Origin of the sequence: Streptomyces sp. NPDC052079, assembly GCF_040680275.1 — a bacterium.
GTDB lineage: Bacteria > Actinomycetota > Actinomycetes > Streptomycetales > Streptomycetaceae > Streptomyces.
The window spans coordinates 1-26,854 of the sequence record NZ_JBFAWL010000029.1; the positions used below are offsets into that span (position 1 = coordinate 1).

At 72.5% G+C, this 26,854-nt stretch carries 12 protein-coding genes and 1 pseudogene; 9 read left to right on the forward strand and 4 right to left on the reverse strand.

Going from position 1 to position 26,854, the window contains the following annotated elements; genetic code table 11:
• Positions 1–150: NAD(P)H-binding protein (locus AB0L56_RS28500; RefSeq protein ID WP_365428318.1), on the reverse strand; the 150-nt coding region annotated here is incomplete at its 3' end.
• Between the two features lie 244 nt (positions 151–394).
• Here AB0L56_RS28500 and AB0L56_RS28505 point away from each other — a divergent pair.
• Both AB0L56_RS28505 and AB0L56_RS28510 read left to right on the forward strand, forming a co-directional pair.
• The gene (locus AB0L56_RS28505; protein ID WP_365428193.1) at positions 395–757 is read left to right on the forward strand and encodes a hypothetical protein; all 363 of its coding nucleotides are present in this window, start codon (positions 395–397) and stop codon (positions 755–757) included.
• Positions 758–888: 131 nt separating this feature from the next.
• Positions 889–1,248: a DUF5335 family protein gene (locus AB0L56_RS28510; protein WP_365428196.1), complete on the forward strand. Its 360-nt coding sequence runs from the start codon at positions 889–891 to the stop codon at positions 1,246–1,248.
• Between the two features lie 3 nt (positions 1,249–1,251).
• Here the strand turns inward: AB0L56_RS28510 and AB0L56_RS28515 are convergent, their stop codons facing one another.
• The gene (locus AB0L56_RS28515; RefSeq protein WP_365428199.1) at positions 1,252–1,758 is read right to left on the reverse strand and encodes a phosphate-starvation-inducible PsiE family protein; all 507 of its coding nucleotides are present in this window, start codon (positions 1,756–1,758) and stop codon (positions 1,252–1,254) included.
• Between the two features lie 387 nt (positions 1,759–2,145).
• Between AB0L56_RS28515 and AB0L56_RS28520 the strand changes: the two genes are divergently transcribed.
• The 3 genes and pseudogenes from AB0L56_RS28520 to AB0L56_RS28530 all read left to right on the forward strand — a co-directional run bounded on the left by AB0L56_RS28520 (position 2,146) and on the right by AB0L56_RS28530 (position 4,473).
• Positions 2,146–2,271: a winged helix-turn-helix transcriptional regulator gene (locus AB0L56_RS28520; RefSeq protein ID WP_361028222.1), complete on the forward strand. Its 126-nt coding sequence runs from the start codon at positions 2,146–2,148 to the stop codon at positions 2,269–2,271.
• 106 nt (positions 2,272–2,377) lie between these two features.
• Positions 2,378–3,299 (forward strand): annotated as a pseudogene (locus AB0L56_RS28525) (ABC transporter ATP-binding protein); the annotation flags it as partial.
• 103 nt (positions 3,300–3,402) lie between these two features.
• Positions 3,403–4,473: an iron-siderophore ABC transporter substrate-binding protein gene (locus AB0L56_RS28530; RefSeq protein ID WP_365428202.1), complete on the forward strand. Its 1,071-nt coding sequence runs from the start codon at positions 3,403–3,405 to the stop codon at positions 4,471–4,473.
• A gap of 67 nt (positions 4,474–4,540) precedes the next feature.
• Here AB0L56_RS28530 and AB0L56_RS28535 read toward each other — a convergent pair whose 3' ends face one another.
• Both AB0L56_RS28535 and AB0L56_RS28540 read right to left on the reverse strand, forming a co-directional pair.
• Positions 4,541–4,750: an MbtH family protein gene (locus tag AB0L56_RS28535; protein ID WP_361028219.1), complete on the reverse strand. Its 210-nt coding sequence runs from the start codon at positions 4,748–4,750 to the stop codon at positions 4,541–4,543.
• A gap of 21 nt (positions 4,751–4,771) precedes the next feature.
• Entirely contained in the window at positions 4,772–23,449 is an 18,678-nt protein-coding gene (locus tag AB0L56_RS28540) for an amino acid adenylation domain-containing protein (protein ID WP_365428206.1), read from the reverse strand.
• 180 nt (positions 23,450–23,629) lie between these two features.
• Between AB0L56_RS28540 and AB0L56_RS28545 the strand changes: the two genes are divergently transcribed.
• Genes AB0L56_RS28545 through AB0L56_RS28560 form a run of 4 tightly spaced genes read left to right on the forward strand, consistent with a single transcriptional unit; the run spans position 23,630 to position 26,840 of the window.
• Positions 23,630–24,673, forward strand: coding sequence for an iron chelate uptake ABC transporter family permease subunit (locus AB0L56_RS28545; RefSeq protein WP_365428209.1), 1,044 nt, complete (start codon positions 23,630–23,632; stop codon positions 24,671–24,673).
• A gap of 3 nt (positions 24,674–24,676) precedes the next feature.
• Positions 24,677–24,805, forward strand: coding sequence for a hypothetical protein (locus AB0L56_RS28550; protein ID WP_365428212.1), 129 nt, complete (start codon positions 24,677–24,679; stop codon positions 24,803–24,805).
• A gap of 60 nt (positions 24,806–24,865) precedes the next feature.
• Positions 24,866–25,975, forward strand: coding sequence for an iron chelate uptake ABC transporter family permease subunit (locus tag AB0L56_RS28555; RefSeq protein ID WP_365428215.1), 1,110 nt, complete (start codon positions 24,866–24,868; stop codon positions 25,973–25,975).
• A gap of 4 nt (positions 25,976–25,979) precedes the next feature.
• Positions 25,980–26,840 carry an ABC transporter ATP-binding protein gene (locus tag AB0L56_RS28560; RefSeq protein ID WP_365428218.1) on the forward strand — a complete coding sequence of 287 codons (861 nt, stop codon included), beginning with the start codon at positions 25,980–25,982 and terminating at the stop codon, positions 26,838–26,840.
• Positions 26,841–26,854: the final 14 nt, after the last annotated feature.

A 26,854-nucleotide genomic window follows, 5' to 3' on the forward strand; every position in this document is an offset into this window, starting at 1 on the left:
GCACACCACCGGTTCCGCACCGTCCGCGCGCAGGTCGTCTGCGTGGTCCGGGTTGCGGATCAGCCCTGTGACGTTGTCGCCGCGCGCCGAGAGCAGCCGGGTCAGCCGGCGCGCGATCTTTCCGTGTCCACCCGCGATCACAGTGTGCATGGGGTCATTCTTGCCCCACGCGACCGCTCACGCCGGGCGGCGGGACGGCCGCGGCAGGTCGGGTCGCGCGGTTGCCGCAAAGTCGGCGTACTCGCGCACCGCGCTGGGAACCGGCCGTCTGCCCAGCGGGCGCGATCGCGGGTTTCGCGCATATGGTCGAAGAGATATGTCCGCGTTCGTTGAGCTCGTAGTCCTGAGGCCGGCGACCTGAACTTGTCGATGGGGCGGTAAGGCGGTAAACGGCATGACGGTGAAACTGAACGCGAAGGCGTTCAACCACGCGAAGAAACTGACCGAAGAGGGCAAGATCGTCCTGGACGACCGGGACGAGTGGAGTGAGCACCAGCCTTCGGCAGCGGAAGAGAATGCCTACCTCGAGGAGCACGGGTTCAACGAGTACGCCAGGTGGTACCTGGCCATCGACGACGAGATGGGAGAGAAGACCAAGGGCCGCTACAAGTTCCCCTATGGCGATTTCGAGCGCGTCCACCGCTGCGGTGTGCTTTCTGCCGAGGTACGCGCCGCACGGCAGAAATACACGGACATCGAGAACGCCGCCGCACACCTGCACGGACTGCTGGACGGCAAGCGGGCCGGGAACCCGTGACAGCACCGGGAAAAGTGCACCCTCCTCGCGGAGCAGGACCCGCAGGCCCTCCTGGACGGTGGCCGCGTGGGAAGACATCGGGGACGATTACGACAGAAGCTGTCCAAGGGGCACGGAGGAAGGAACACACCATGGCCGACACCCCAATGTCCGACCGCGCGGAATGGCAGTCCCTGCTCGACGAGGTCACCGATGCACACAGCGGTGACCTGGTCACCATTGAAGTGGTGGATCCCTCGCTCGGAGACCAGCACGAAGCGGAGCAGCTGCCGTTCTCCTACCTCACCTATGACCCGAAGGACGACGTGGTGGTCGTCGCCGTCGGGGGTGAGTCACCGCGTTACCCGGTCGTCCTCCGCCATATGGTCCCGCACCCCCAAAGTGTCGAACTCTCTACGCCGGATGTCACTGAGGCAGCAGTCCGAGTGGTGGACCAGGAGGGCACCGCAACCTTGGTCACTTTCTTCCCCGCGGAGTCCGGGGCTGCCTGACGGCTACGGCGACGGAAAGCGCCGCGCCTCCTGGAGCGGCAAGCGGTCTTCCCGCGGTGTCGAGTGCCGCCACACGTACATCGCTGTCGCCATCACGAGGATCAGCGCCGACAGGATGAGCAGTTCCAGCCCCTCGACGTCCCACCGGAAGGACCTTTCCGCCTCGGCCGTCACGATGAGCACCTTGCGGATGCCGGCAATCAGGCCGACGACGAGGAACGGCTCGGCGTCGAGGGTCCGGTTCCTGATGGTGAGGCGGACGGTGTGGAGCAACTCGGCCACGATGAACAGCACCAGGCCGTTGTCCAGGGCGGAGAGAACGACCACCTCCTCGCGGTAGGGCCCCTGGATCGACCTGACGACGTCCTGGACGACCGTGACGGTCAGGAGCCCCGCGAGCAGTACGAGGAGCGCCGCGACAAGGAGGTGGATGCCGTCCTCGATGAGCTGCAGGACGCCCTGCAGCCGACCGCCCTCGAGCTTCGGGAGAATGGGTCGCACAGTCGACATGCTAGGGGTGCCCGCGCCCGCGGGCACGGCGTGCTGTCAAACGGGTGGACCCGCCGGAGCCCGGGCAGCGTCAAGTTCAGTACGACCAGGGCGTATTCGCCGGTGCGGGGGCCTGCCGGCGGGGCTTCCACGGAAACGCCTCCCCTAGCGCCGCCGGGCTCGTGGGTGCCCTTGGGCGCGGCCCAGGTGACGGAGATGTTCTCGCCGAGGGCGGTCTGCCCGTTCCCGGCACCATAGTCCATCGCATGACGCCCCTGCTGGGCAGGTTCGACGTGGATTTCGATGTGGAGGCCAACGGCCTCGGCCATATCCACGTCATCGCCCGTATGCCGCGCATGGGTCGGCCCTGGCAGATCATGCCCACGCCCCTTCTACCCGGACCACACGGTGCACAACCTCGGCGGCTCCGCGCCGCGGGTCCGCTACCGGCTCACGCCGCGCGGGCATTCCGTGCTGCCGATCATCGACGAGCTGGCGGGCTGGTGGCAGCCGGCGAACGCCGCGGAGAACTGACCGTCGCCGGCGGCCGTGAGGGGGTGGCAGCGGAGGGCAGTTTTAGTTAGCCTTACCTAAGTTTGCGGAGGGTTTCTGGGCGCTGTGAATCCGGTCCGGAGGATGCGTGAGAAATGCGGACCTGCCGGGACGGAACGTCCTGTGGCGCGCGGTGGGCGGTCAGCGCCGTGATGTCGTCGTCGGCGCGGTGCTGGGCATGGGGCACCAGACGGGCGAAGCCCTCGTGCCCGTCGTCATCGGACTCGCCATCGACCGCGGCGTCGTGGACGGCGACGTCAGCGGACTGCTGCTGTGGCTCGGCGTCCTGGCCGTCGTCTACGTCGGACTCTCCTCAAGTTTCCGCTTCGGCGCCCGCGCCGGTGAGCGCGCGTCCCTGACGGCCGCGCACCGCCTGAGGACGGAGCTGACCGCCCGTGTCCTCGCCCCCGAAGGCGGCACCGACGAGGGCCGGTTACCCGGGGAACTGGCGAACACCGCGACGGAGGACGCCAGAAGGGTCGGCGCCGTCACGATGGCACTCGTCGTCGGAATCGGGGCCGCGACCGGCCTGGCGGTCGGTGCGGTCGTGCTGCTGCGCATCTCCTTCCCCCTCGGTCTCCTCGTGCTCCTGGGCACGCCCCTGCTGCTGTGGCTGGTGCACCTGCTGAGCAAACCCCTTGAGCGCCGCAGCGAGACCGAGCAGGAACGCGCGGCGCACGCGTCGGGCGTGGCCGCCGATCTGGTGGCCGGACTGCGTGTGCTCAAGGGCATCGGCGCCGAACCGGCGGCGGTCTCCCGCTACCGGCGCATCAGCCAGGACTCGCTCACCGCCACCCTGCGCGCTGCACGTGCCGAAGCCTGGCAGAGCGGCGTCGTGACCATCCTCACCGGAGCGTTCCTCGCCCTGGTCGCCCTGGTCGGCGGCCGGCTCGCCGCACGCGGCGACATCGGCTCGGCGAGCTGGTCTCCTGCGTCGCGCTCGCCCTGTTCCTCATGGGGCCCTCTCCGAATTCTCCTGGGTCAACGCGGAGTTGGCGCAGGGGCGTGCGCCCGTGCCACCGGATCCTGAAAGCCCCACGCACTCCCCTGCCCCACGCAGTCCGAACCCCCCGCACCGCCCCGCACCACAGGAACCGAACCGAAGGACGACCGATGTTCCGCTCCCGCACAGCGTCACGGCTCGCCGCCGCGCTCGCCTCGACCCTCCTGCTCCTGACCGCCGCCACGGCCTGCGGCGGGGACGACTCCGGATCCGACTCCACCGACAGCGGTGCGAAGGCGGGCGCCTCCGGGGAGTCCGCCTTCCCCGTCACGATCGCGCACAAGTACGGCAGTACGACCATCAAGGCCGAACCGCAGCGGATCGTCACCGTCGGTCTCACCGACCAGGACGCGGTCCTGGCGCTCGGCAAGGTGCCGGTCGGCACCACCGAATGGCTGGGCGGTTACAAGGGTGCGATCGGCCCCTGGGCCGAGGACGAGCTGGGCGGTGCCGAGGCACCGACCGTCCTGAAGGACACCGGCACCGGCCCTCAGGTGGAGAAGATCGCGGCACTCAAGCCGGACCTGATCCTCGCGCTCTACGGGGGCCTGACCAAGGAGCAGTACGAGTCGCTGTCGAAGTTCGCGCCCGTGGTCGCCCAGCCGAAGGAGTACAACGACTACGGCATCCCGTGGCAGGAGCTGACGAGGAAGGTCGGCCAGGCACTCGGAAAGCCGGACGAGGCCACGAAGGTCGTCGAGGACACCGAGGCCACGATCAAGGCCGCGGCCGACGAGCACCCCGAGTTCAAGGGTGCCGGCGCGGTGATGGCCACCCCGTACGAGGGCATGTTCGTCTTCGGCAGCCAGGACGCGCGCTCCCGGATCCTGACCGACCTCGGCTTCTCCCTGCCCAAGGACCTGGACAAGGCGACCGGGGACAAGTTCGGCGCGAACATCAGCAAGGAGCGCACCGATCTGCTCGACCAGGACGCCGTCGTCTGGATCGCCGGCGACGTCGCCAAGGACGCCGACAAGCTGCACAAGGACGCCTCGTACAAGGATCTGAACGTGGTGAAGGAGGGCCGCGAGGTCTTCGTCGACGAGAGCAGCGACTACGGCAACGCCACGTCGTTCGTCTCCGCCCTCAGCCTGCCGTACGTCGTCGAGCGGCTGGCCCCGCAGCTGGCGGCGGCCGTCGACGGCAAGCCGGACACGAAGGTGGAGCAGCCCGCCTCCTGACGCCGGAGAGGGACAGTGAAAGGGGGCGGCCCCAGCGGCCGCCCCCATTCTTTCCGTGTGTGCCGTGTCAGCCGTCCATCGCCTCGGCCAGGCTCCGCGGCCGCATGTCGGTCCAGTGGGTCTCGACGTACTCCAGGCAGTCCTGCCGGTCGGCGGGCCCGTGGACGGTCCGCCAGCCGTCCGGCACGTCGGCGAACTCCGGCCACAGGCTGTGCTGGTTCTCGTCGTTGACGAGCACCAGGTAGACCCCCGTGGCGTCCTCGAACGGATTGCTCATCTGCTTCCTCTCCTCACGGCCCTACGGCCGACGGTTCCTCTCGGCCCGCACGACCAGCCCCTCCAGCGCCCGGAACCAGGTCCCGGCGAGGTCCTCGACCGTCTCGCGCGGCAGCAGCCCCTCCAGATGGGACCAGTGGGCGGCCAGCACCGGCCCGTCCTCCCGGTCCTCGGTCACGACGTTGATGCTCAGCGCATGGCCCTCCCGCATCGCGGCCTCGGGACCGATGTCGGCCGCGTCCTCCTCGGGCGCGTACGACCAGTCGGTCTCCTCCGGGATGCCGAACCGACCCAGGTAGTTGAACTCCACGCCGGCCGGTTCGCGGGCCGCCAGCACCTCACGGGTCCGGGGGTTGAGGTACCGCAGCAGGCCGTAGCCGACGCCGTTCGCGGGCAGCGCCGCCAGATGCTCACGCACCCGGCGTACGGCGTCCTCGGCGGCCGGGCCGCCGGCGAAGGCGTCGGCGGGGTCGGCCGGGCCCGCGTCGAGCCGCACCGGGAAGACGCTGGTGAACCAGCCCACCGTCCGGGAGAGGTCGACGTCGTCTCCGGCCAGTTCGGCCTCGCGGCCGTGACCCTCCAGGTCGACCAGGACGGAGGTGCCGGACCCGCCGGCGCGCCTGCGCCAGTCGGCGAAGGCCAGCGCGAGGCCGGCGAGCAGTACGTCGTTGACGCCGGCGCCGAACGCGGCGGGCACCGTCGACAGCAGCGGCCCGGTGAGCTCGGCGGGCAACCGCATGATCACCTCCCGCCGGGTCGCGGTGGTGTCGCGGTCGGGGTCCAACGGGCGGGCGAGCGGGAAGGGTTCGCCGCCGCCGTCGAGGATGGCCGTCCACACGGGCAGCTCCGCCTCCCGCTCGGGGGCCTCGGCCAGTTCGGACAGCAGCCGTGACCAGCGGGCGAACGACGTCTCGACGGGGCCGAGCCGTGCCGCGCGCCCGGCGGAGACGTCCTGCCAGGCCGCCGCCAGGTCCGGCAGCAGCACCCTCCAGGACACCCCGTCGACCACCAGGTGGTGAGCCATCAGCAGCAGCCGTCCAGGAGCGTCGCCCGCGTCGAACCACACGGCCCGCACCATGGTGCCGGCGTCCGGATCCAGCAGCGCCCGCGCCGCGTGCGCGTGCTCGCGTACGGCCTCGCCCAGCGCCTCGGCGTCGAGCCCGGTCACGTCCGCCCGATCGATCCACCGGGCGGCGTCGACCGTGCCGACGGGCGGGACGTGCAGCGACCAGTCGTCGGTGTCGTCGCGCGAGGGCCGCACCAGGGTGGCCCGCAGCAGGTCGTGCCGGTCGGCCAGGGCCTGGAGCACGGCGGTCAGGCCGGGCAGGTCCAGGGCGGCGGGCGTGCGGACGAGCGCGGCCTGGTGGTAGGTCGAAATGGGGCCGCCCAGTTCACGCAGCCAGTGCATCACGGGGGTGAGCGGCACGGTCCCGGTGCCGTCGTCCTCGCGGCGGATCCCGGTGATCCCGGGCGGCTCGGCGACGGCGCTCAGCGCGGCGGCCGTGCGGTGCCGGAAGACCAGCCGCGGGGTGATGCGTACGCCCGCCGCACGCGCCCGGCCGACGAGCTGCATGGCCACGATGCTGTCGCCGCCGAGGGCGAAGAAGTCGTCGTCCACGCCGACCCGTTGGAGCCCGAGCACCTCGGCGATGACCGCGCAGAGCGTCTCTTCCGTCGGGGTGGCGGGGGCGCGTCCGGAGGACAGTGCGGAGAAGTCGGGGGCGGGCAGGGCGGCCCGGTCCAGCTTGCCGTTGGCCAGCTGCGGGAACCGGTCGAGCGGTACGACGGCGGCCGGGACCATGTGGTCGGGGAGTCGGGCGGCGACATGGGCGCGCAGTGCGGCGGGGTCGGCGCCCTGGGCGACCACGTAGGCCACCAGCACCTTGCGCGCGCCCCCCTGACTGACCGTCACCAAAGCCTGCGCGACGGCGGGATGGGCCGTGAGCGCGGACTCGATCTCGGCGGGTTCGATGCGGAAGCCGCGGATCTTGACCTGGTCGTCGGCCCGGCCGAGGAAGTCGATCCGGCCGTCGGCCGTCCAGCGGGCCAGGTCACCCGTGCGGTACAGCCGGGAACCGGGCGCACCGAAGGGGTCGGCCACGAACCGCTCGGCGGTCAGGGCGGGGGCGCCGAGGTAGCCGCGGGCGAGTCCGCCGCCCGCGAGGTACAGCTCGCCCGTCACACCGGGCGGAACCGGTCGCAGCCGCTCGTCCAGGACGTGGGCCCGGGTCCCGGCCACCGGCCGGCCCACCAGCGGACGGTCGCTGTCACCGACCCTGGCGACCAGGGCGTCGACCGTGGACTCGGTCGGTCCGTAGAGGTTGAACGCCTCGGTGGCGCGCAACCCGGCCAGGTGCCGCCACTGGGCGACCGGTACCGCCTCGCCGCCGACGCCGACGACGGCGAGGGGGCAGTCGTCGCCCTCCAGCAGGCCGTTCTCCGCCAGTTGGGCAAACAGGGAGGGGGTGACCTCCAGGAAGTCGAAGCGGTGCCGGCGCACGGCCGCGGCGAGGAGTTCGGGGTCGCGCCTGACCTCCTCGGACACGATGTGCACGCAGTGCCCGTCCAGCAGCCAGAGCTGGGGCTGCCAGGAGGCGTCGAAGAAGAACGACCAGGCGTGCCCGGCGCGCAGGTTCCGCCGCCCGGTGGCCTGGATCGCGGGCCGGTACAGCGTCTCGCGGTGGCTGTGGAAGAGGTTGCCGACGGTTTCGTGGGTGATGACGACGCCCTTGGGGCGGCCGGTGGAGCCGGAGGTGTAGATGACGTAGGCCGGGTGGCGGGGTAACGGAACGGAGGTGTCATCGAGGCCGGACGGCGCCTGGGCGGCGATCCGCTCGGCCGTCGCGGGCTCGTCCAGGACCAGCCGTTCCGCGTCCGGGGGCAGGACGTCCGTGAACTCGCCGGTGGTGAGCGTCACCACGGGACGCGCGTCGTCGAGCACGTCGGCGGTGCGGTCCGGCGGCGCGTCCGGGTCGAGCGGCAGGTAGGCCGCACCCGCCTTGTGCACCGCGAGCACGGCCACCAGGAACCGGGCGGTGCGGGGCAGCGCCAGGGCGACCAACCGCTCGGGTCCGGCACCGAGTTCGCGCAGCGACCGGGCCAGTCGGTTGGCCTCCGCGCCGAGTTCGGCGAAGGTCAGCTCGATGCCGTCGGAGGTCACCGCGGGAAGCCCGGGGAACTGGCGGACGCATGCCTCGAAGAGGGCGGGCACGGTCGTCGGCGCCGCGAGGGCGGGGCGGCTGTGCCAGCCGTCCGTCAGGCGCTGCCGCTCGTCCGGGGCGAGGATGTCCACGCGGCCCACGGTGAGGTCCGGGTCGGCGGCCACGGCGCGCAGGACGCGGCGCAGCCGGTCGGCGAAGGACTGTGCGGTGGCGTGGTCGAACAGGTCCGCGCTGTACTCCAGGACCCCGTCGACCCCCGTGCCGTCGGCGCGCTCCACGAAGTCGAAGGACAGGTCGAACTTGGCCGTGGTCTGCGTGACTTCGCCCCGGCGGGCCTCCAGTCCGGGCAGGCCCGCGCGCTCGTCACCGGCCGCGAGGTAGACGACCATCACCTGGAACAGCGGGTGCCGGGCGAGCGACCGGGCCGGGTTGAGCACCTCCACCAGCCGTTCGAACGGCAGGTCCTGGTGGTCGAAGGCCGCAAGGTCCGTCTCCCGCACCCGGGCCAGCAACTCCCGGAAGGTGGGGTCGCCGGAGGTGTCGGTGCGCAACACCAGGGTGTTGAGGAAGAAGCCGACCAGGTCCTCCAGGGCCGCGTCCGTACGCCCGGAGATCGGGCTGCCGATGGGGATGTCGTATCCGGCACCCAGCCGGGTGAGCAGGGTCGCCACGGCGGCCTGGAGCACCATGAACACGCTCACCCCGTGATCGCGCGCCAACCGGTGCAGGTCCGCCGCCAGTTCGGCGTCGAGGGACAGGTCGGCCGAGCCGCCCCGGTGGCTCGCCTCCAGCGGCCGGGGCCGGTCGTAGGGCAGCGCCAGCTCCTCGGGGAGACCGGCCAGCGTCTGCCGCCAGTAGGCGGCCTGGAGCTCACTGACCTGGTCGAGCAGCTGCTGCTGCCACAGCGTGTAGTCGGCGTACTGGAGGGGCAGCGGCGCCCAGTCCGGCTCCCGCCCCTGTGTGCGGCAGGCGTAGGCGAGGGCGAGGTCACGGTTGAGGGGCGCGTCCGACCACTCGTCGCCGGCGATGTGGTGCAGCAGGACCAGCAACGTCCAGTCCTGTTCCCCCGTGCGGAACAGATGGACCCGCAGCGGGGGTTCGCGGTCCAGCTCGAAGCCGTACGCGCCGGCCTCCGCCAGCCGCTCGGCGAGCCGCTCCTCGCCGGTGTCCTCCACCTCGAAGGGGATGCGCACCTGGTCCGGGCCGAGGATCAGCTGGTGGGCCCGGCCGTCCTCGTCGGGGAAGACCGTGCGCAGCGTCTCGTGCCGTACGACGAGATCGTTCACGGCCGCCCGCAGCGCCTCGACGTCCAGCGCGCCGGTCAACCGCCAGGCCGAGGGGATGTTGTACGTCGCGCTGGGGCCCTCGACCTGGTAGAGCACCCACAGGCGCTGCTGGGCCGAGGACAGCGGCAGCCGCTCGGGGCGCTCGGCGGCCGGGAGGGCGGGGCGGGCGGCTGCCGCCGCGGTGCCGCCGGCCGCGAGTGCCGTGGCGAGCCCGGTCACCGTCCGCGTGTCGAAGACCGTGCGCAGGGACACCTCGACGCCGAGGGCGGCGCGGATCCGCGCGGTCAGACGCATGGCAAGCAAGGAGTGGCCGCCCAGGGCGAAGAAGTCGTCGTCGACGCCGACGGCGGGCAGGCCGAGGGTGTCGGCGAAGAGGGCGCAGAGGATCTCTTCGCGGGGCGTGCGGGGCCGCCCCCCGCCCGCCTGCGCGGCGAAGTCGGAGGCGGGCAGGGCGCGGCGGTCCAGCTTGCCGTTGGCCGTCAGCGGGAGGGCGTCGAGGATGACGAAGGCGGCCGGGACCATGTGCTCGGGCAGTTCGGCGGCGCTGTGGCGGCGCAGGTCGTCGGCGTTGGCGGTGCTCCCCTCGGCCGGCACCAGGTAGGCCACCAGCCGCTGATCATGCGCGACGACGACGGCGTGGTAGACGGACGGGTGCCGGACGAGTACGGCTTCCACCTCGCCGGGTTCGACCCGCATGCCGCGGATCTTGACCTGGTCGTCGGTGCGGCCCAGGAAGTCGAGCGTGCCGTCGGCCGTCCAGCGGGCCAGGTCACCGGTGCGGTACATACGGGTGCCGGGAGCGCCGTAGGGGTCGGCGACGAACCGCTCGGAGGTCAGGCCGGGGCGCTCGAGGTAGCCGCGGGCCAACTGGATGCCCGCCAGGTAGAGCTCCCCCGCGACGCCGGGCGGGACCGGGCGCAGGGCGGCGTCCAGTACGTAGGCGCGGGTGTTCCACACCGGGCGGCCGATCAGGATTTGCCCGGCTCCAGCGGGCACCTCGACGGCGGTGACGTCGACGGATGCCTCCGTGGGCCCGTAGAGGTTGTGCAGCCTCGCGGGCAGCAGCCGGTGGAAGCGTTCGGCGACGGCGGGCGGCAGCGCCTCGCCGCTGCACATCACCTGGCGCAGGCCGGTGCACCGCGCGGCGGTGGGTTCCTCCAGGAACATCTGGAGCATGGAGGGCACGAAGTGCGCGGTCGTGACGCCCTGTTCCCGGATCAGGGCGGCCAGATAGGCCGGATCGCGGTGGCCGTCGGGCCGGGCGACGACCAGAGTGGCCCCGGTGATCAGCGGCCAGAAGAACTCCCACACGGAGACGTCAAACCCGGCGGGGGTCTTCTGCAGTACCCGGTCGTCGGCGGTGAGCCGGTAGCTGTCCTGCATCCACAGCAGCCGGTTGGCGATGCCCGTCTGCGGGACGACGACGCCCTTGGGGCGGCCCGTCGAGCCGGAGGTGTAGATGACGTAGGCCGGGCTCAACGGGTGGTATGCGGTGGGGAGTTCGCCCTCGGGTCCCTCGGGGAGCGCGTCGCGGATGACGTACGCCGGACGCGCGTCGTCCAGGGTGAACGCGAGCCGCTCCGGCGGCAGGCCGGGCTCCAGCGGGAGGTACGCGGCGCCCGCCCGGTGCACCGCGAGGAGGGCCACGATCAGCTCCGCCGACCGGGGCAGCGTCACCGCGACCGTGCTCCCGGGTCCGACGCCGAGTCCGGCCAGGACGCGTGCGGTGTGCTCGACCCGGCTGTCCAACTCGGCGTAGCTGAGCCTTTGTTCGCCGACGACGAGGGCCAGGGCGTCCGGCATGCGGGCGGCCTGGGCCCGGAACAGTTCCGGCAGGGTGGTCGGGGTGACCTCGTGCGCGGTGTCGTTCCAGCGCTCGACGACCAGGTCGTGTTCGTCGGTGTCCAGAAGCCGCAGGTCGCGTACGGGCCGGTCGGGGTCGGTCGCCACCTGTTCCAGCAGCCGCACCAGCCGGGAGGCGAGCCGCTGGGCGGTCGTGGTGTCGCACAGGTCGAGGGCGTGTTCCAGGAGCAGCACCAGACGGCCGGGCCCGGTCTCGTCGACGAAGGTGAAGTGGAGGTCGAACTTGGCCATGCCGGTGTCCATGTCGAACCACTCGGTGGGCAGGCCGAGGACGTCCGGGTCGCCGTCGGGCCGGTGGTGATAGCCCAGCATGACCTGGAAGAGGGGGTTGCGGCCGGTCACCCGGGGCGGGTTGAGGGCCTCCACGACGTGGTCGAACGGCAGGTCCTGGTGCTCGAAGGCGGCCAGGGAGGACTCCCGGACGCGGGCGAGCAGCCCACGGAAGGACAGCCCGGGTCCGGAGAGGTCGGTGCGCAGGACGAGGGTGTTGACGAAGAAGCCGACCAGATCGTTCAGCGCCTCGTCGGTGCGGCCCGCGACGGGTGCGCCGAGCGGGATGTCCTCCCCCGCGCCGAGCCGGTGCAGCAGGGCCGCGGTGGCCGCCTGGAACAGCATGAACATGCTGGTGCCGGTGGCCCGGGACAGGTCGCGCAGGGCCCGTCCGGTGTCGGGGTCCAGCTCCAGGCGGACTGTGCCGCCGCGTCCGGTGGGCGTCTCCGGGCGGGGCCGGTCCAGGGGCAGGGCCAGCTCGTCGGGCAGGTCGCGCAGGGTCTCGGTCCAGTGGGCGAGCTGTCCGGCGCCGACCTGACCGAGCAGGCGGTCCTGCCAGAGGGTGTAGTCGGCGTACTGGATCGGCAGCGGTGCCCAGTCGGGGGCGCGGCCTTCGCGGCGGGCCAGGTAGGCGGTGGTCAGGTCGGTGAGGAAGGGCCGGTCGGACCATTCGTCCGTGGTGATGTGGTGCAGCATCAGCGTCACCACGTGGTCGGTGGGTCCGAGGCGCAACGCCTGGCAGCGGACGGGGAGTTCGGCGCTCAGGTCGAAGGGGCGGCGCTGGGCGGCGGTAACCCGGTCGGCGAGTTCGTCCTCGGTACAGTCCGCGACGGTGAACTCGGGCTCCACCGTCCCGGGTTCCGCGATCCACTGGTACGGCTCACCGTCCGACACCAGGAACCTGGTGCGCAGGGTCTCGTGACGGTTCGTCACGTGGCACAGGGCTGCGCGCAAGGCGTCGAGGTCCAGCTCGCCGCGGAGCCGGAAGACGAGCGGGAAGTTGTAGGCGACGCCGCCGGTGAGCCGCTCGACCAGCCAGAGCCGCCGCTGGGCGGCCGACAGCGGAATGCGCTCGGGCCGTTCGGCGGCGGGCTCCAGTACCGGCCGGGCGGGCCGCCGTCCCGCCTCTGCGCGCAGGGCCAGTTGCCCGGGCGTCGGGGTTTCGAACAGGTCGCGGACAGCGAGCTCGGCGCCGAGTTCGGTGCGGGCCCGGCTGATCAGCCGGGTGGCGAGCAGCGAATGCCCGCCCAGGTCGAAGAAGTTGTCCTCCGCGCCGGTGCGGGGCAGCCCCAGCACCTCGGCGAAGAGCCGGCACAGCACCTCCTCGACGGGCGTGCACGGGCCGCGCCCGGCGGACAGGGCGACGGCGGGCTCGGCGTCCGGCAGGGCTCGCACATCGAGCTTGCCGTTGTCGTTCATCGGCAGGCGCGGCAGCACCACGAAGGCGGCCGGGACCATATAGCCGGGCAGCCGCTGCGCCAGCTCCTCCCGGATCCGCCGCACGAGCGCGCCGTGGCCGCGGGTGGCGGTCGGGGTGTTGGCGTACGGCTCGGGGCCGCGCTCCGCGCGGGGGCGGTACAGGCCGAGGGTGCGGCCGGAGTCGGCGGCGGGCACGAACACGGCGTCGAAGAAGCCCGGGGTGTCGGACCAGGTCGTCAAGACCCGGAAGCCATGGGTCTCCCCCAACTGCCGTACGTCCTCCGGCTCCTCACCCGTCGGGGGCGCGGGCTGGGCGTCCAGCGCGCGCATCGCGGCGAGGTCGGCAGCCGTGCGCGCGTCGGGGATGCGCCGGACGCGGAAGGGTGCGGCCGAACTCAGGAGTGCGGTGAGGTCCGCGCCCCACTCGGTCTCCGGCACCTCGTCCAGCCGGAGGGCGTCGGCGGTGTCGGCGTACAGGACGACGTCGTAGCGGTACCGGGTCAGCTCGTTGTGGTGCCGTCCGCGCTTGGTGCGCAGGTCGACTCCGATGCCGAGGGTGGTGAACCAGTCGGGGTCGACGAGGAGTTCCTTCTCCAGGGCGAGCCCGCGGTCCACGGCCTGCCGCAGCGGCTCGCCCCCTCGGGCGGCCTGGATGCCGGTCTGGAAGACACGCGCCAGCCGCAGATCCCGTACGTCGCCCAGGAACAGCGCGCCGCCCGGCGCGAGCAGGCCCATCGCGCCCCGGATCACCTTGCGCAGGTGGTCCAGGCTCGGGAAGTACTGGATGACCGAGTTGATGACGATCGTGTCGAAGTGGCCGGGGGGCAGCCCGTCCGTCACCTCGGCCGCCTGGCAGCGCAGGTGGACCTTCCGGGCCAGTTCCGGGTCGGCCTTCAGGTCCTCGCCGAGCTTGCGGATCACGGGTGCCGCGAAGTCGGTCGCCCAGTACTCCTCGGCGTCCGGGGCAAGCCGGGACAGCAGCAGGCCGGAGCCGACGCCGATCTCCAGGATGCGGGCGGGCCGCAGCTCCCGGACGCGTGCGACGGTCGCCTCACGCCACTCCCGCATATGCTCCAGCGGGATGGGCGTGCCGTCGTAGGAGCTGTCCCAGCCCGTGAAGTCCTCGGTGAAGACGGCGGTGCCGATCTCGGTGTACTCGGCGGAGTAGATCTCCTGCCACTCCCCGATCTGCTCCGCCTCGGCCTTCTGGCGGACCTCGGCGTCGGGTTCGGCCGGGACGACGTACCCCACAAGCCGCCTGGTGCCGGGCGCTGAGGGGTCGTCGCGGGCGATGACGGCGGCCTGGGAGACCTCGGGGTGCTGGGCCAGCGCGGTCTCGATCTCGCCGAGTTCGACTCGGTGGCCGCGGATCTTGACCTGGTCGTCGGTGCGGCCGAGGAAGTCCAGGTTGCCGTCCGGGCGGCGCCGCACGAGGTCGCCGGTGCGGTACATGCGCTCGCCGGGCCGGCCGTAGGGGTCGGCGACGAAGCGCTCGGCGGTCGGGCCGGGCCGGTGCAGGTAGCCGCGGGCCAGCCCCACACCGGCGATGTACAGCTCGCCCGCCACCCCGTCCGGTACCGGTCGCAGCCAGGGGTCGAGGATGCGGGCGCGGGTGGCGCGGATGGGCTTGCCGACGGTCGGGGTCGCGCTGTCGTGGGTGCCGCCGCCGAGGGTGTTGATCGTGTACTCGGTGGGCCCGTACAGGTTGTAGCCGTAGGTGCCCTTGGTGTCCCGGAGGGTGTTCCACACGGTCTCGGTGACCGCCTCGCCGCCCAGCAGCACCAGCGGCGGCCGGTGGCCCTCCAGCAGGCCCTCCTCGATGAGGAGATGGGCGTAGGTCGGGGTCACGTTGACCACGTCGACGCGGTGTTCCTCGCAGTACGTCACCAGCGCGGTGGCGTCCCGGCGCAACTCCTCGTCGCAGATGTGCACTTCATGGCCCTCGACGAGCCAGAGCAGCTCCTCCCAGGACATGTCGAAGGCGAAGGACACCGTGTGTGCGATGCGGAGCCGGCGTCCGCCCGCCGAGGCGATGGCCGGGGCGAAGATCTCCTTCTGGTGGTTGAGCTGCATATTGGTCAGGCCGATGTAGGGGGTGACCACGCCCTTGGGGCGGCCGGTGGAGCCGGAGGTGTAGATCACGTACGCGGGGTGGTCCAGGCTGAAGGACACCCGTACGGGGTCGGCGGGCAGGGCGGCGAGTTCGGCCCGCGTCCGCGGGTCGTCCAGCAACAGGCGGGGGGTGTCGCCGGTGAGCGCCGCCGAGACGGCGCGGGTGGACAGCAGGAGCAGCGGGCGGGCGTCGGCGAGCATCAGCGACAGCCGCTCGGCCGGGTGGTCCAGTTCCAGCGGCAGATAGGCGGCACCGGTGCGCAGCACCGCGAACAGCGCCACCACGGTGTCGAGGGAGCGGGGCAGGCCCAGCGCGACGACCTTTTCCGGTCCGGCGCCGCGGGAGATCAGCAGCCGGGCCAACCGGTCGCAGCGGGCGTCGAGTTCCGCATAGGTGAGCGTGTGCTCGCCGAAGACGAGGGCGGTGGTGTCGGGGGTGCGGGCGGCCTGGGCGGCCAGCATGTCGGCGACCGTCTCATGCGGCACGGGCTGCCGGCCCGCCGTCTCCTCCCGGGCGAGCGCGGCGGCCTCGTCGGGCAGCAGCGCGGACAGCGAGCCCACGGGGGCGGACGGGTCGGCCACGAGCCGGTCGACCAGCAGCACGAACCGGTCGATCAGGCGCTGCGCGGAGGCGTCGTCGAGCAGGTCGGGGCGATAGGCGAGGGTGACGCGGACGCGCTCGCCGGGGGTGACGACGAGGTTGGCCGGGTAGTGGGTGGCGTCCACGTTGGCGACCGCGGTCGCCCCGTGCCGCTCGCGGAGCTCGGCGAGCCGGTCGTCGGTGTCGGCGTTGCGCAGCACGAACAGGGTGTCGAACAGGCGGCGGTGCCCGGCCTCGGCCTGGAGCACGCCGAGGCCAAGGTACTCGTACGGCATGACCTCCAGGCGCTCGTGCTGGATGCGGCGCAGCAGGTCCAGCACCGGTTCGCGCGGGTCGAAGGCGATGCGGGCGGGCACCGTGTTGAGGAACATGCCAATCACGTTCTCGACGTCCGGCACCTCACTGGGCCGGCCGGCGACCGTCGTGCCGAAGGCGACGTCGGTGCGCCCGCAGACGGCGGCGAGCACCAGGCCCCAGGCGGCGTTGAGCACGGTGTTGAGGGTCAGTCCGTGCCGCCGGGCGGTGTCCCGCAACCGTCCGGCGGTGTCCGGGTTAAGGACGGCGTCCAGCTGCCGCGGGAGGACCGGCTCAAGTCCCCGGTCGTCGACGGCCGGGGCGAGCAGCGTGGGCTCCTCGAACCCGGCCAGGGCCGCCCGCCAGGCGCGGCGGGCCTCGGTGTCGTCCTGGCGTTCCAGCCAGGTCAGGTAGTCGCGGTAGGAGCCGGGGCGGGCGAGCCCGGCGGGGTCGCCGCCGCTCTCGTACAGCGCGAACAGCTGGTCCAGGAAGACCCAGGCCGACCAGCCGTCCCACAGGATCAGATGGCGGCCGACGATCAGCCGGTCGCCGCGCTCCTCGCCGAGCCGGACCAGCAGCATCCGGAACAGCGGCGGGCGGCTCAGGTCGAAGCGGCGGGCGCGCTCCCCGTCCATCAACGCGGCCATGCGCCGGTCCTGTTCGGCCGCCGGCAGCCCGCACAGGTCCACCTCGCTGAGCGGGATGTCGGCGTCCCGGACGATGAACTGCACCGGCCGGCGCAGTCCTTCGCTGGTGAACCCGGCGCGCAGGGCGGGGTTGCGAGCGAGCAGGGCTCGGGTGGCGGCGCGCAGTCGGCCGGCGTCGACGCGCTCGGCGAAGCCGAAGGACTCGTGGACGGTGTAGACGTCCAGGGCGCTGTCGTCGTAGGTGGAGTGGAAGAACAGGCCCTCCTGGAGCGGGGCGAGCGGCCAGACGTCCTCGACGCGGCCGGGGGCGAGCGTGTCGACGCGCGCCCGCTCCTCGTCGGTGAGCGCGAAGGCGGAAGACTCGGGTTCGCGGCCGGCGTCCTCCAGGACCGCCGCCGCCTCGGCGAGCGCGGCCGGTGTGCGGTGCTCGAAGATCTGGCGCGGGCCGATCGCCAGCCCCGCCCGGCGGGCGCGGCTTGCCACGGCGATGGAGCTGATGCTGTCGCCGCCGAGCAGGAAGAAGTCGTCCTCGACTCCGGCGTCCGGCAGCTTCAGCACGGCGGCGAAGATCTCCGTGAGCAGGTGCTCGCGGGCGTTGCGCGGGGCGCGGGACTCGGTGCGCACGGTCTGCGGTGCGGGCAGGACGTTCCGGTCGAGCTTGCCGCTGGGGGTCAGGGGCAGGGCGTCGAGGACGACGTAGGCGGTGGGGACCATGGGGGCGGGCAGGGTTCCTTCCAGCGCGGCGCGCAGGTCGTCCGCTGCGGAGGTGACGGACAGTACGACGTAGGCGACGAGGGCGTTGTCCCGTACCGTCACCGCGGCCTGCGCGACCGAGGGCAGGCGGGTCAGGGCGGCCTCGATCTCGCCGAGCTCGATGCGGTTGCCGCGCAGCTTGACCTGCCGGTCGGTGCGACCGAGGTACTCGATCACCCCGTCGGGGCGGCGCCTGACCAGGTCGCCCGTGCGGTACATGCGGGTGCCGGGCGGGCCGTAGGGGTCGGCGGTGAAGCGTTCGGCGGTGAGCGCCGGGCGGGCGTGGTACCCGCGGGCGAGCTGGACGCCGGTGAGGTACAGCTCGCCGGGGACGCCGTCGGGCACTGGGCGCAGACAGGTGTCGAGCACGCGCAGGCCGGTGTTCCACACAGGGCGGCCGATGGGCACGGTGACGCCTTGGTCGGCGCCGTCTACCAGGTGGTGGGTGACGTCGACGGCGGCCTCGGTGGGGCCGTACAGATTGTGCAGGGGTACGCCGGTCAGCTCGCGCCAGCGGTGCGCGGCGGCCGTGGGCAGGGCCTCGCCGCTGCTGAAGACGCGGCGCAGGGAGGCGGCCCAGGAGGGGTCGTCGATGACCTCGCCGGACTGGAGGAACGCCTCCAGCATCGAGGGCACGAAGTGCAGGGTGGTGACGCCCTCCTCGCGCACCAGGGCGGCGAGGTACGCCGGGTCCCGGTGGCCGTCCGGCTTGGCGAGCACGACCGCCGCGCCTTCGAGGAGGGGCCAGAAGAACTCCCAGACCGAGACGTCGAAGCTGGACGGGGTCTTCTGCAGGACGCGGTCGTCGGCGGTCAGCCCGTATGTGCCCTGCATCCAGGCGAGCCGGTTGACGATGGCGCGGTGGGTGACGATCACGCCCTTGGGCAGGCCGGTGGAGCCGGAGGTGTAGATGAGGTAGGCGGGGTCGTCGGGGTGGGCGGGGCGCGCGGGTTCGGCCGGGGGCTCGGCGGTGTCCTCCTTGTCGAGGAGGAGTACGGCGGCGGCCGCGAGCTGCAGCCTGTCTGCGATCCCGGCGAGCGTGATCACCGTGCCCGTCCCGGAGTCGGCGAGCATGTGGGCGATGCGGTCCGCCGGATAGTCCGGGTCGACCGGGAGGTACGCGGCGCCCGACTTCAGGACGCCGAGCAGGGCCACCATCAGTTCGGTGGACCGGGGTACGGCGACCGCGACGAACCGGCCGGGACCGGCGCCGCGGGCACGCAGTCGTACCGCCAACGCCTCGGCGCGTGCGTCGAGTTCGGCGTAGGTCAGCCGTTCGTCCGCGAAGACGACGGCCGTGGCGTCCGGTGTGCGGGCGGTCTGTTCGGCGATGGCCCCGGCGAGGGTGGTCTCCGGGACCGGGCGCTCCTCGCCGGCCGGGTGGGCGCGCAGTGCCTCGTCCGGAGTGAGCAGGTCGAGGGCCGCGGCCCGTTGGTCCGGGTCGGTGGCGAACTCCTCCAGCAGGCGCGCCAGTCGGTCGCCGAGCAGGCGTACGGTGTCGCCGTCCAGCCGCTCGGTGTGGTGCTTCAGCCGCAGGTCGAGCCGTTCGCCCGGGGTGACGACGAGGGCGAGCGGATAGTGCACGGCGTCGTGGAAGGCGTCCCCGGTGATGCGCACGGCTCCCGAGGGGTCCCGCAGGTCGGTCGCGGCGGGGTAGTTCTCGAACACGACCAGGGTGTCGAAGAGTTCGCCCTCTCCGGCGTGTCCGGTGAGCCGCTGGATCTCGGCGAGTCCGAGGTGCTGGTGGTCCAGCAGACGTGCCTGCTCCTCCTGGAGGCGGGTCAGCAGGGTGCCGAGGGGTTCGCCCGGGGACCACCGCAGGCGGGTCGGGAGGGTGTTGATGAACAGGCCGACCATGGAGGCGATGCCCTCGACCTCGCTGTCGCGGCCGGAGACGGTGGTGCCGAACAGCACGTCGTAGCGGCCGGTGAGCCTGCCGAGGAGAAGGCCCCAGGCGGTCTGGACGACGGTGCTGAGGGTGACGCCGTGCTCGCGGGCGCGGTCCACAAGGCGGGCGGTGGTGCGTTCCTGCAGCTCCACCCGAGCGTGCGCCGGCTGTACCGGTGTTCCGGCGGCGGGAGTGTCGACCAGGTGGGTGGGTCCGTCGAGTCCGGCGAGTGCCGTGCGCCAGGCGTCGCGGGCGGCCTCGCGGTCCTGTCCGGCGAGGCGGCGCAGGAAGTCGCGGAAGGGGGTGACCTCGGGGAGTGCCGGGTCGTCGGTGCCGTAGCAAGCCATGAGTTCGCGGTGCAGGACGGGCAGGGACCAGCCGTCGGCCACCGCGTGGTGGAAGGTCAGGACGAGTCGGCTGCGATGTTCGCCGAGCCGGAGCAGGGCGCAGCGCAGCAGGGGCGGTGCGGCCAGGTCGAAGGCGGCCGCCCGCTCGTCGGCGGCGACGGCTTCGGCGAGGGTCTCGCGGATCTCGCCGTCCCGGGTGGACAGGTCGACCTCCCGCCAGGGCAGTTCGGCGTGGCGGGTGATGATCTGCACGGGCGTGCCGTCGGAGCGCCGGCGGAAGGCGGCGCGCAGGGGTGCGTGCCGGTCCAGCAGGCGCTGTGCGGCGCGGCGCAGGGTGGGGCCGTCGACCGGGCCCGCGAGGTCGAGGACCTGCTGGACGACGTAGACGTCGCCGCCGTTGCCGCTGGTCAGCGAGTGGAAGAAGAAGCCCTGCTGGAGCGGGGTGAGCGGGAGGAGTTCCTCGATGTCGAGGGGATCCGCGCCCTGGATCTCGGCCAGTTCGTCGGGCTCGATATGCAACAGCGGTGCCTGCTCGGCGTCTTCCTCCACGCGCTCGACGGCTGCCCGGGCCAGGGACTCGGCCGTGCGGTGCCGGAACACGTCCCGGGTGGTCAGCCTCAGTCCCGACTCGCGACCGCGGATGAGGAGTTGGATGGCGGTGATGCTGTCGCCGCCGAGGGCGAGGAAGTCGTCCTCCGCGGTCACCGCGTCCAGTCGGAGCACCTCGGCGAACAGGGCGCAGAGCAGCTTCTCGCGCGGTGTTCCGGGAGCGCGTCCGGAGCTCATCGCCCCGTAGTCGGGGGCGGGCAGGGCGCGGGTGTCGATCTTGCCGCTCGGGGTGACCGGCAGGGCGTGCAGGGGCACCAGCGCGGACGGGACCATGTACTCGGGCAGCCACTCGGCGGCGTGTGCGCGCAGGGTCCGCATCAGGGCATGGACGTCGCGGAAGGGCGCGGGACGGTTGGCGTGCGGGTAGGTGCTGCTGCCGCGGCGGTACAGGCCGGGGTGCGGATCGGTGAAGGCGAGGACCGCGTCCAGGGCGCCGTCGTCGGCGGTGCCGTTCCAGGTGAGCGCGGCCCGGTAGCCGTGGGGCTCGGCCAGGGCGTGCAGGTCCTCCGGGTCGGCGCCGGGGGCGGCCTCGCGGCTGCTGCCCTCCAGGGCGCGCAGGTCGGCGAGGTCGTCGGCGAGCCGGGCGTTGGGGATGCCGGTGACGCGCAACCGTGCGGGCCGCTCGGCGAGCAGCGCGTCGAGTTGCTCCGCGCCCGCCCAGGGGACCTCGCGCTCGTCGGGGGTGGCCGCCTGCGCGCCGGGGCGCAGGACGACGTCGTACCGGTAGCGGGTCAGCTCGTTGTGATGGGCGCCACGCTTGATGCGGATCTCGGCGTCGAAGCCGTCGAGGGCGGCGAAGTAGTCGGGGTCCAGGAGCAGTTCGCCCTCCCAGCGCACCGACTGCTCCACGGCCGCGCGCACGGCGCTCTTGTCGTCGGTGGTGGCGCGCCGGGTCTCCACGGCCGCACGCAGGGTGCGCAGCAGCCGCAGATTGCGGACGTCACCGACGAAGATCCGCCCGCCGGGGGCGAGCAGCCGGGAGGCGGCGCTCAGGACCTCGGTGAGGTACTCGGCGCTCGGGAAGTACTGGGCGACGGAGTTGATGACGACGGTGTCGAAGTGGCCCTCGGGCAGTCCGGTGGTGTCGTGGGCGGGCTGGGCGCGGAGTTCGACGCCGGGGAGGTCCACCTGGGCGCGCAGGGCGGCGATCGCCTCGGAGGAGAGGTCGGTGCCCCAGTACGCGTCGCAGTCCGGGGCGATACGGGAGAGAATCAGTCCGCTGCCGACGCCGATCTCCAGTACGCGCTTAGCCGGGCCGAGTTCGCGGATGCTCCGGACGGTGGCCTCCCGCCACTCCCGCATCTCCTCGACGGGGATCGGCAGCCCGTCGTACATGCTGTTCCAGCCAGCGAAGTTCTCCTGGTGACTCTCAGAACCGGCGGCGCTGTAGAGGAGTTCGTGAACCTCCTTCCACTCCTCCACACGGGTGGCCGAGCCGTCGAGGGCGGGTACGACGTAGGCGGCGAGCCGCCGGTCGCCGGGCCGGTCCTCGCGGGCGACGACGGTGACCTGGTCGACGGCGGGGTGGCCGTGCAGCACGGACTCGATCTCGCCCGGTTCGATGCGGAAGCCGCGGATCTTGATCTGGGCGTCGGCGCGGCCGAGGAACTCCAGCCGTCCGTCGGCCTTCCAGCGCACCAGGTCGCCGGTGCGGTAGAGGCGTTCGCCGGGTGCGCCGAAGGGGTCGGCGACGAAGCGTTCGGCGGTCAGGCCGGGGCGGCCGAGGTAGCCGCGGGCGAGGCCGGCACCGCCGAGGTAGAGCTCACCGGTGAGTCCGGCGGGGACGGGGCGCAGGTAGGCGTCGAGGACGTAGGCGCGGGTCCCCGGGTCGGGCACGCCGATGGGCACGAGGGAGCCGGCCGGGATGTCCGGGTCGCACAGACCGAGGGTGGAGTTGGTGGTGGCCTCGGTGGGACCGTAGGCGTTGAACATCATCCGGCCGCGGGCGTAGCGTCCGACGAGTTCCGGGGAGACGCGCTCGGTGCCGGCCAGCAGGGTTGCGGTGGGCGGCAGTTCGACGTCGTCGGGCAGGGCGGCGAGCAGGGCGGGCGGCAGGATCATGAAGGTGATGCCGTGCCGGTGGGCGTAGTCGGCGAGCGGGGCCGCGGGCACCCGTAATTCGGCGGGTACGACGACCAGTCGGCCGCCGGAGAGCAGGCCGAGGCACAGGTCCCAGAAGGCGACGTCGAAGCTGGGCGAGGCGAACTGGAGCACCCTGCTGTGCGGGCCGATGCCGAAACGTTCGCGTTGAGTCGCGACGAGCCCCGCGACTCCGCTGTGCGCGAGCACGACGCCCTTGGGGCGTCCGGTGGAGCCGGAGGTGTAGATGACGTAGGCGGCGTTGTCGACGGTGACGGGGGCGTCGGGGTCGCGCGTCGGGCGTCCGGCCAGCTCGGCGGCCGTCTCGGGCGCGTCGAGCGTCAGGACGGTCATGCCCTCGCGCCCGGGGAGGTCGCGGGCGGTCTCCTCGGTGGTGATCATGCAGACGGGGGCCGCGTCGCCGAGCATGTACGCGATGCGGTCCACGGGGTAGTCGTGGTCGGTCGGCAGGTAGGCGGCGCCCGACTTGAGGACGGCGACCTCGGCGACGATCAGTTCCGCACCGCGCGGCAGCGCGAGGGCGACGATCCGCTCGGGGCCCGCGCCGCGCGCGAGCAGGGCATGGGCGAGCCGGTTGGCACGCTGGTCCAGCTCGGCGTAGGTCAGTTGCTCGTCCTCGAAGACGAGGGCGACGGCGTCGGGGCGCTGCCGTACCTGCTCGGCGAACATCGCGGGCCAGGTGTCCGCGGGGACCGTGTGCTCGGTGGCGTTCCAGTCGAGGACGACCCGCCGGTACTCCTCCCGGCCCATTAACTGCAGTTTCTCGACGGGCGTTTCTGGTTCGGTGAGCGCGGCCATGAGCAGGGTCCGGTAGTGGACGAGGAGTCGCTCGACGGTCGTCGCCTGGAACAGCCGCGGGTCGTACGTCGCGCGCGCCTCGCCCTCGCTCACCTCCAGTAACAGGTCCACGGGGCCCGGCAGTTCTCCGGCGGGCCGGGCCGCCGTGGCGAAGGCGGTGTTGAAGAGCAGCCCTCCGCCGCGTGTCGGCCGCGGGTGCAACGCGTCGATCAGCAGGCCGACAGGCACCCGGTGGGTTTCGGCGTCCTCCCACGCCTGGGCGACCCGGCGGGCCAGTTCCACGAAGGCCGGTCCGTGATCGGCGGACACCCGCACCGGCAGACCGTCGTACCCGACGGTGAGGTCGGCCGCCCCGCTGTAGCGGTGCAGTAGCACGAAGAAGGCGGTGAGCAGGGCGGATTCGGAGGCGTCCGGGACGCCGGCCAGCGTGCGGGTGGCGCGGGCGGGGGCGGGTTCCGACGGATGGGGCCGGTCGGCGGGGAGCGAGATCTCCAGCGGGCGTGGTGTCAGCAACCGCTGCCAGTAGGCCAGGACGTCTTCGGAACCGCACACAGGCGTGCACCCTCCCCAGCAGGTGGTTCCCGGCCGGGCCGGGATCGGCGCCATAGTAAGGTAAGGGTTACCTAATTAGAAGGGTGCACAGATTTTTCGCCCGCGATGAGACGGTGGCCCGACTCGTCCTTTACAGTCCCTCACAGTAAGGCAAGGCAAGCCTGACCAAAGGAAGTTGACGTGGGGACCTCGGAGGACGGGGCGGCGAAAGACCCCCGCGCGGTACTGCTGCTGCTCGCTCTGTCCGGCGCGGCGCTGCTGACGCTGTGCGCCCTGTCGATGGCGTTCGGCGCGCTCAGCGTCCCCCTCGACCAGGTGTGGCACACGCTCCTCGGCGACGCTCCCAGCGCCCGTGTGGACACCGTGATCTGGTCCGTACGGCTGCCCCGGACCCTTCTCGGCCTGGCCACCGGGGCCGCGCTGGGCCTGTCGGGCGCGCTGATGCAGGCCCTGACCCGCAATCCGCTCGCGGATCCCGGAATCCTCGGGGTGAGCGCGGGCGCGGCCTTCGCCGTCGTCCTCTCGGTGGGGGTCCTCGGCATCGGCTCCGTCTACGGCTACATCTGGTTCGCCTTCGCGGGCGCGTTCGTCGCGAGTGTTTTCGTCCACCTCCTGGGAGGGCTCGGACGGTCGGGAACGACCCCGGTGAAACTCGCCCTGGCCGGCGTCGCCGTGACCTCGCTGCTGTTCTCGCTGACCAGCGCCGTCGCGCTGACCGACCCCGAGGCTCTGAACCGCTACCGGTTCTGGTCCGCGGGCTCCCTCGCCAACCAGAACGACGAAGTCCTGCTGCGCGTCCTGCCGTTCCTCGCCGTGGGCGCCGCCCTCGCGCTGGCCTGCGCGCCCGCCCTCAACAGCCTCGCCCTCGGTGACGATGTCGCCAAGTCCCTTGGGCTCAGGCTCGGATTCGTCCGCATCCAAGGCGTGGTGGCCGTCACCCTGCTCACCGGCGGAGCCGTCGCCGTCATCGGGCCGGTCGTCTTCGTCGGACTGGTCGTCCCCCACATCGCCCGCGTCCTCGCCCAGTACGCCGGTATCGGCCCCGACCACCGCTGGCTGCTGCCCCTGTCGGCCGTGCTCGCCCCCTGCCTGCTGCTGGCCGCCGACATCGCGGGGCGGCTGCTGGCCAGCCCGGTCGAGATCCAGGCCGGCATCCTGGTCGCCTTCATCGGCGGTCCGTTCTTCATCTCGCTGGTACGCCGCCGACGCCTCGCGGAGCTGTGAGCCATGACGATCGCGACGCATGAAGCGGTGAGCCATGTCGATCCCGACGATGAAGTGGTGAGCCATGACAGTCCCGTCGCACGAAGCGATGAGGCCACGACGATCCCGACGCACGAAGCGGTGAGCCCATGACGATCCCGACGCACGAAGCGGTGAGCCCATGACGATCCCGACGCGCGAAGCGGTGAGCCCATGACGACCGGCCTCGCGCCCGTTTCGGGCCGCAAGGACGCCGCGGACCGTACGGCCTCCCGCCGCACGGCCGGCCGTGTCGCCTTCCGGCTCGCCGTCCCGCCGGTCTCCGGCGTGCTGCGGCCCCGGCTGCTGGCGGTGTGCCTGATGCTCACGGCCGCCGCCCTCGCGCTGTTCCTCATGGAAACCGCGGTCGGGGACATCTCGCTCCCGCTCACCGACGTGGCGCGGTCCCTGGTCGGCGCGGGCGACCCGGCCACCGAACTCATCGTCCACGAGCTGCGCCTGCCCCGGGCCCTCGCGGGTCTGCTCGTCGGCATCGCGTTCGGCATCTCGGGCGCCCTGCTGCAGACGATGACCCGCAACCCGCTCGCCAGCCCCGACATGATGGGCATCACGCAGGGCGCCGGCGCCGCCGTGGTCACCGGCATCGTCCTCGGCTGGGACGGCGGGCTGAGCACCCAGGTGCTCGGGCTGCTCGGCGCGCTCACGGCCGCTCTGCTGGTCTATCTCCTGGCCTGGAAGAAGGGGGCGACCGGCTACCGGATCGTCCTCGTGGGCGTCGGCATCGCCTGGATCTGCACCAGTGCGACCGACTACCTCATGGCCCGCGGTGAGCGCTTCCAGGCGCAGGCCGCGCTGGGCTGGCTGGTCGGCAACCTCAACGGCCGCACCTGGCAGCAGATCACCCCGCTGGCCCTGACCATGGCCGTGCTGGTGCCGGTGGCGCTGCTGCTCGGGCGGCTGACGCGGACCCTGGAGCTCGGGGACGACGTCGCCCGGGGCCTCGGGACGCGCGTGCAGACCGTCCGGGTGGCCGTACTGCTCGCCGCCGTAGGGCTGGTGGCCTTCGGGACGGCGACCGCCGGGCCCGTCGCGTTCGTGGCGCTGGCCGCACCTCAGGTCGCTCAGCGTCTGGCCGGTACGGCCTTCCCGCCGCCCGTGGGCGCCGGGCTGACCGGGGCCGTCATGGTCCTCGGATCCGATCTCGCCGCACGGAAGCTCCTCACGGACACCGAGCTTCCGGTGGGGATCGTCACGGGTGTGCTCGGCGCGCCCGTACTGCTGTGGCTGCTCGTCCGCGCCAACCGCGCCGGTTCAGGAGGCTGACACCATGTCGAAGGCGGATTCCGTGCCGGGCGGCGGCCCCGGACTGCGTGCCGAGGGACTGCGGCTGGCGTACGACGACCGGACCGTCGTCGACGACCTCGACCTCGCCGTCCCCACCGGCAGGATCACCGTGATCGTCGGCGCCAACGCGTGCGGCAAGTCCACGCTGCTGCGCGCCCTGGCCCGGCTCCTGACACCCAAGTCCGGTGCCGTGCACCTCGACGGGCGCTCGATCCACGCCATCCCCACACGGACCCTGGCCCGGCGGCTCGGCATCCTGCCGCAGTCCCCCCTGGCCCCCGAGGGACTGACCGTCATCGACCTGGTGGGGCGCGGGCGTTCACCCCACCAGACCTGGTGGCGGCAGTGGTCGGCCGCGGACGAGGAAGCCGTGCACGACGCGCTGCGGGCCACAGCGATGACCGGCCTCGCGCACCGGGCCGTCGACGAACTCTCCGGCGGACAACGGCAGCGGGCCTGGATCGCGATGGCGGTCGCCCAGGGCACACCGGTGATGCTGCTGGACGAGCCGACGACCTACCTCGACCTCGCCCACCAGATCGACGTCCTCGACCTGGTCACCGATCTGAACCGGCATCAGGGCCGTACGGTGGTGATGGTGCTGCACGACCTCAACCAGGCGTGCCGGTACGCGGACCACATCGTCGCCATGAAGGCGGGCCGCGTGGTGGCCGAGGGCGCCGCCGAAGAGGTCATCACCGCCGCGACGGTGGAGGACGTCTTCGGGCTGAGGTGCGTGGTGGACGCGGACCCGGTCAGCGGAACGCCGATGGTCGTACCGATCGGCCGGCACCACGAGGGTGCCGGCGCGGCGGCCGTGGCCGTCTCCGACGCCCTCGGGTGACCCGGAGGGCTTCC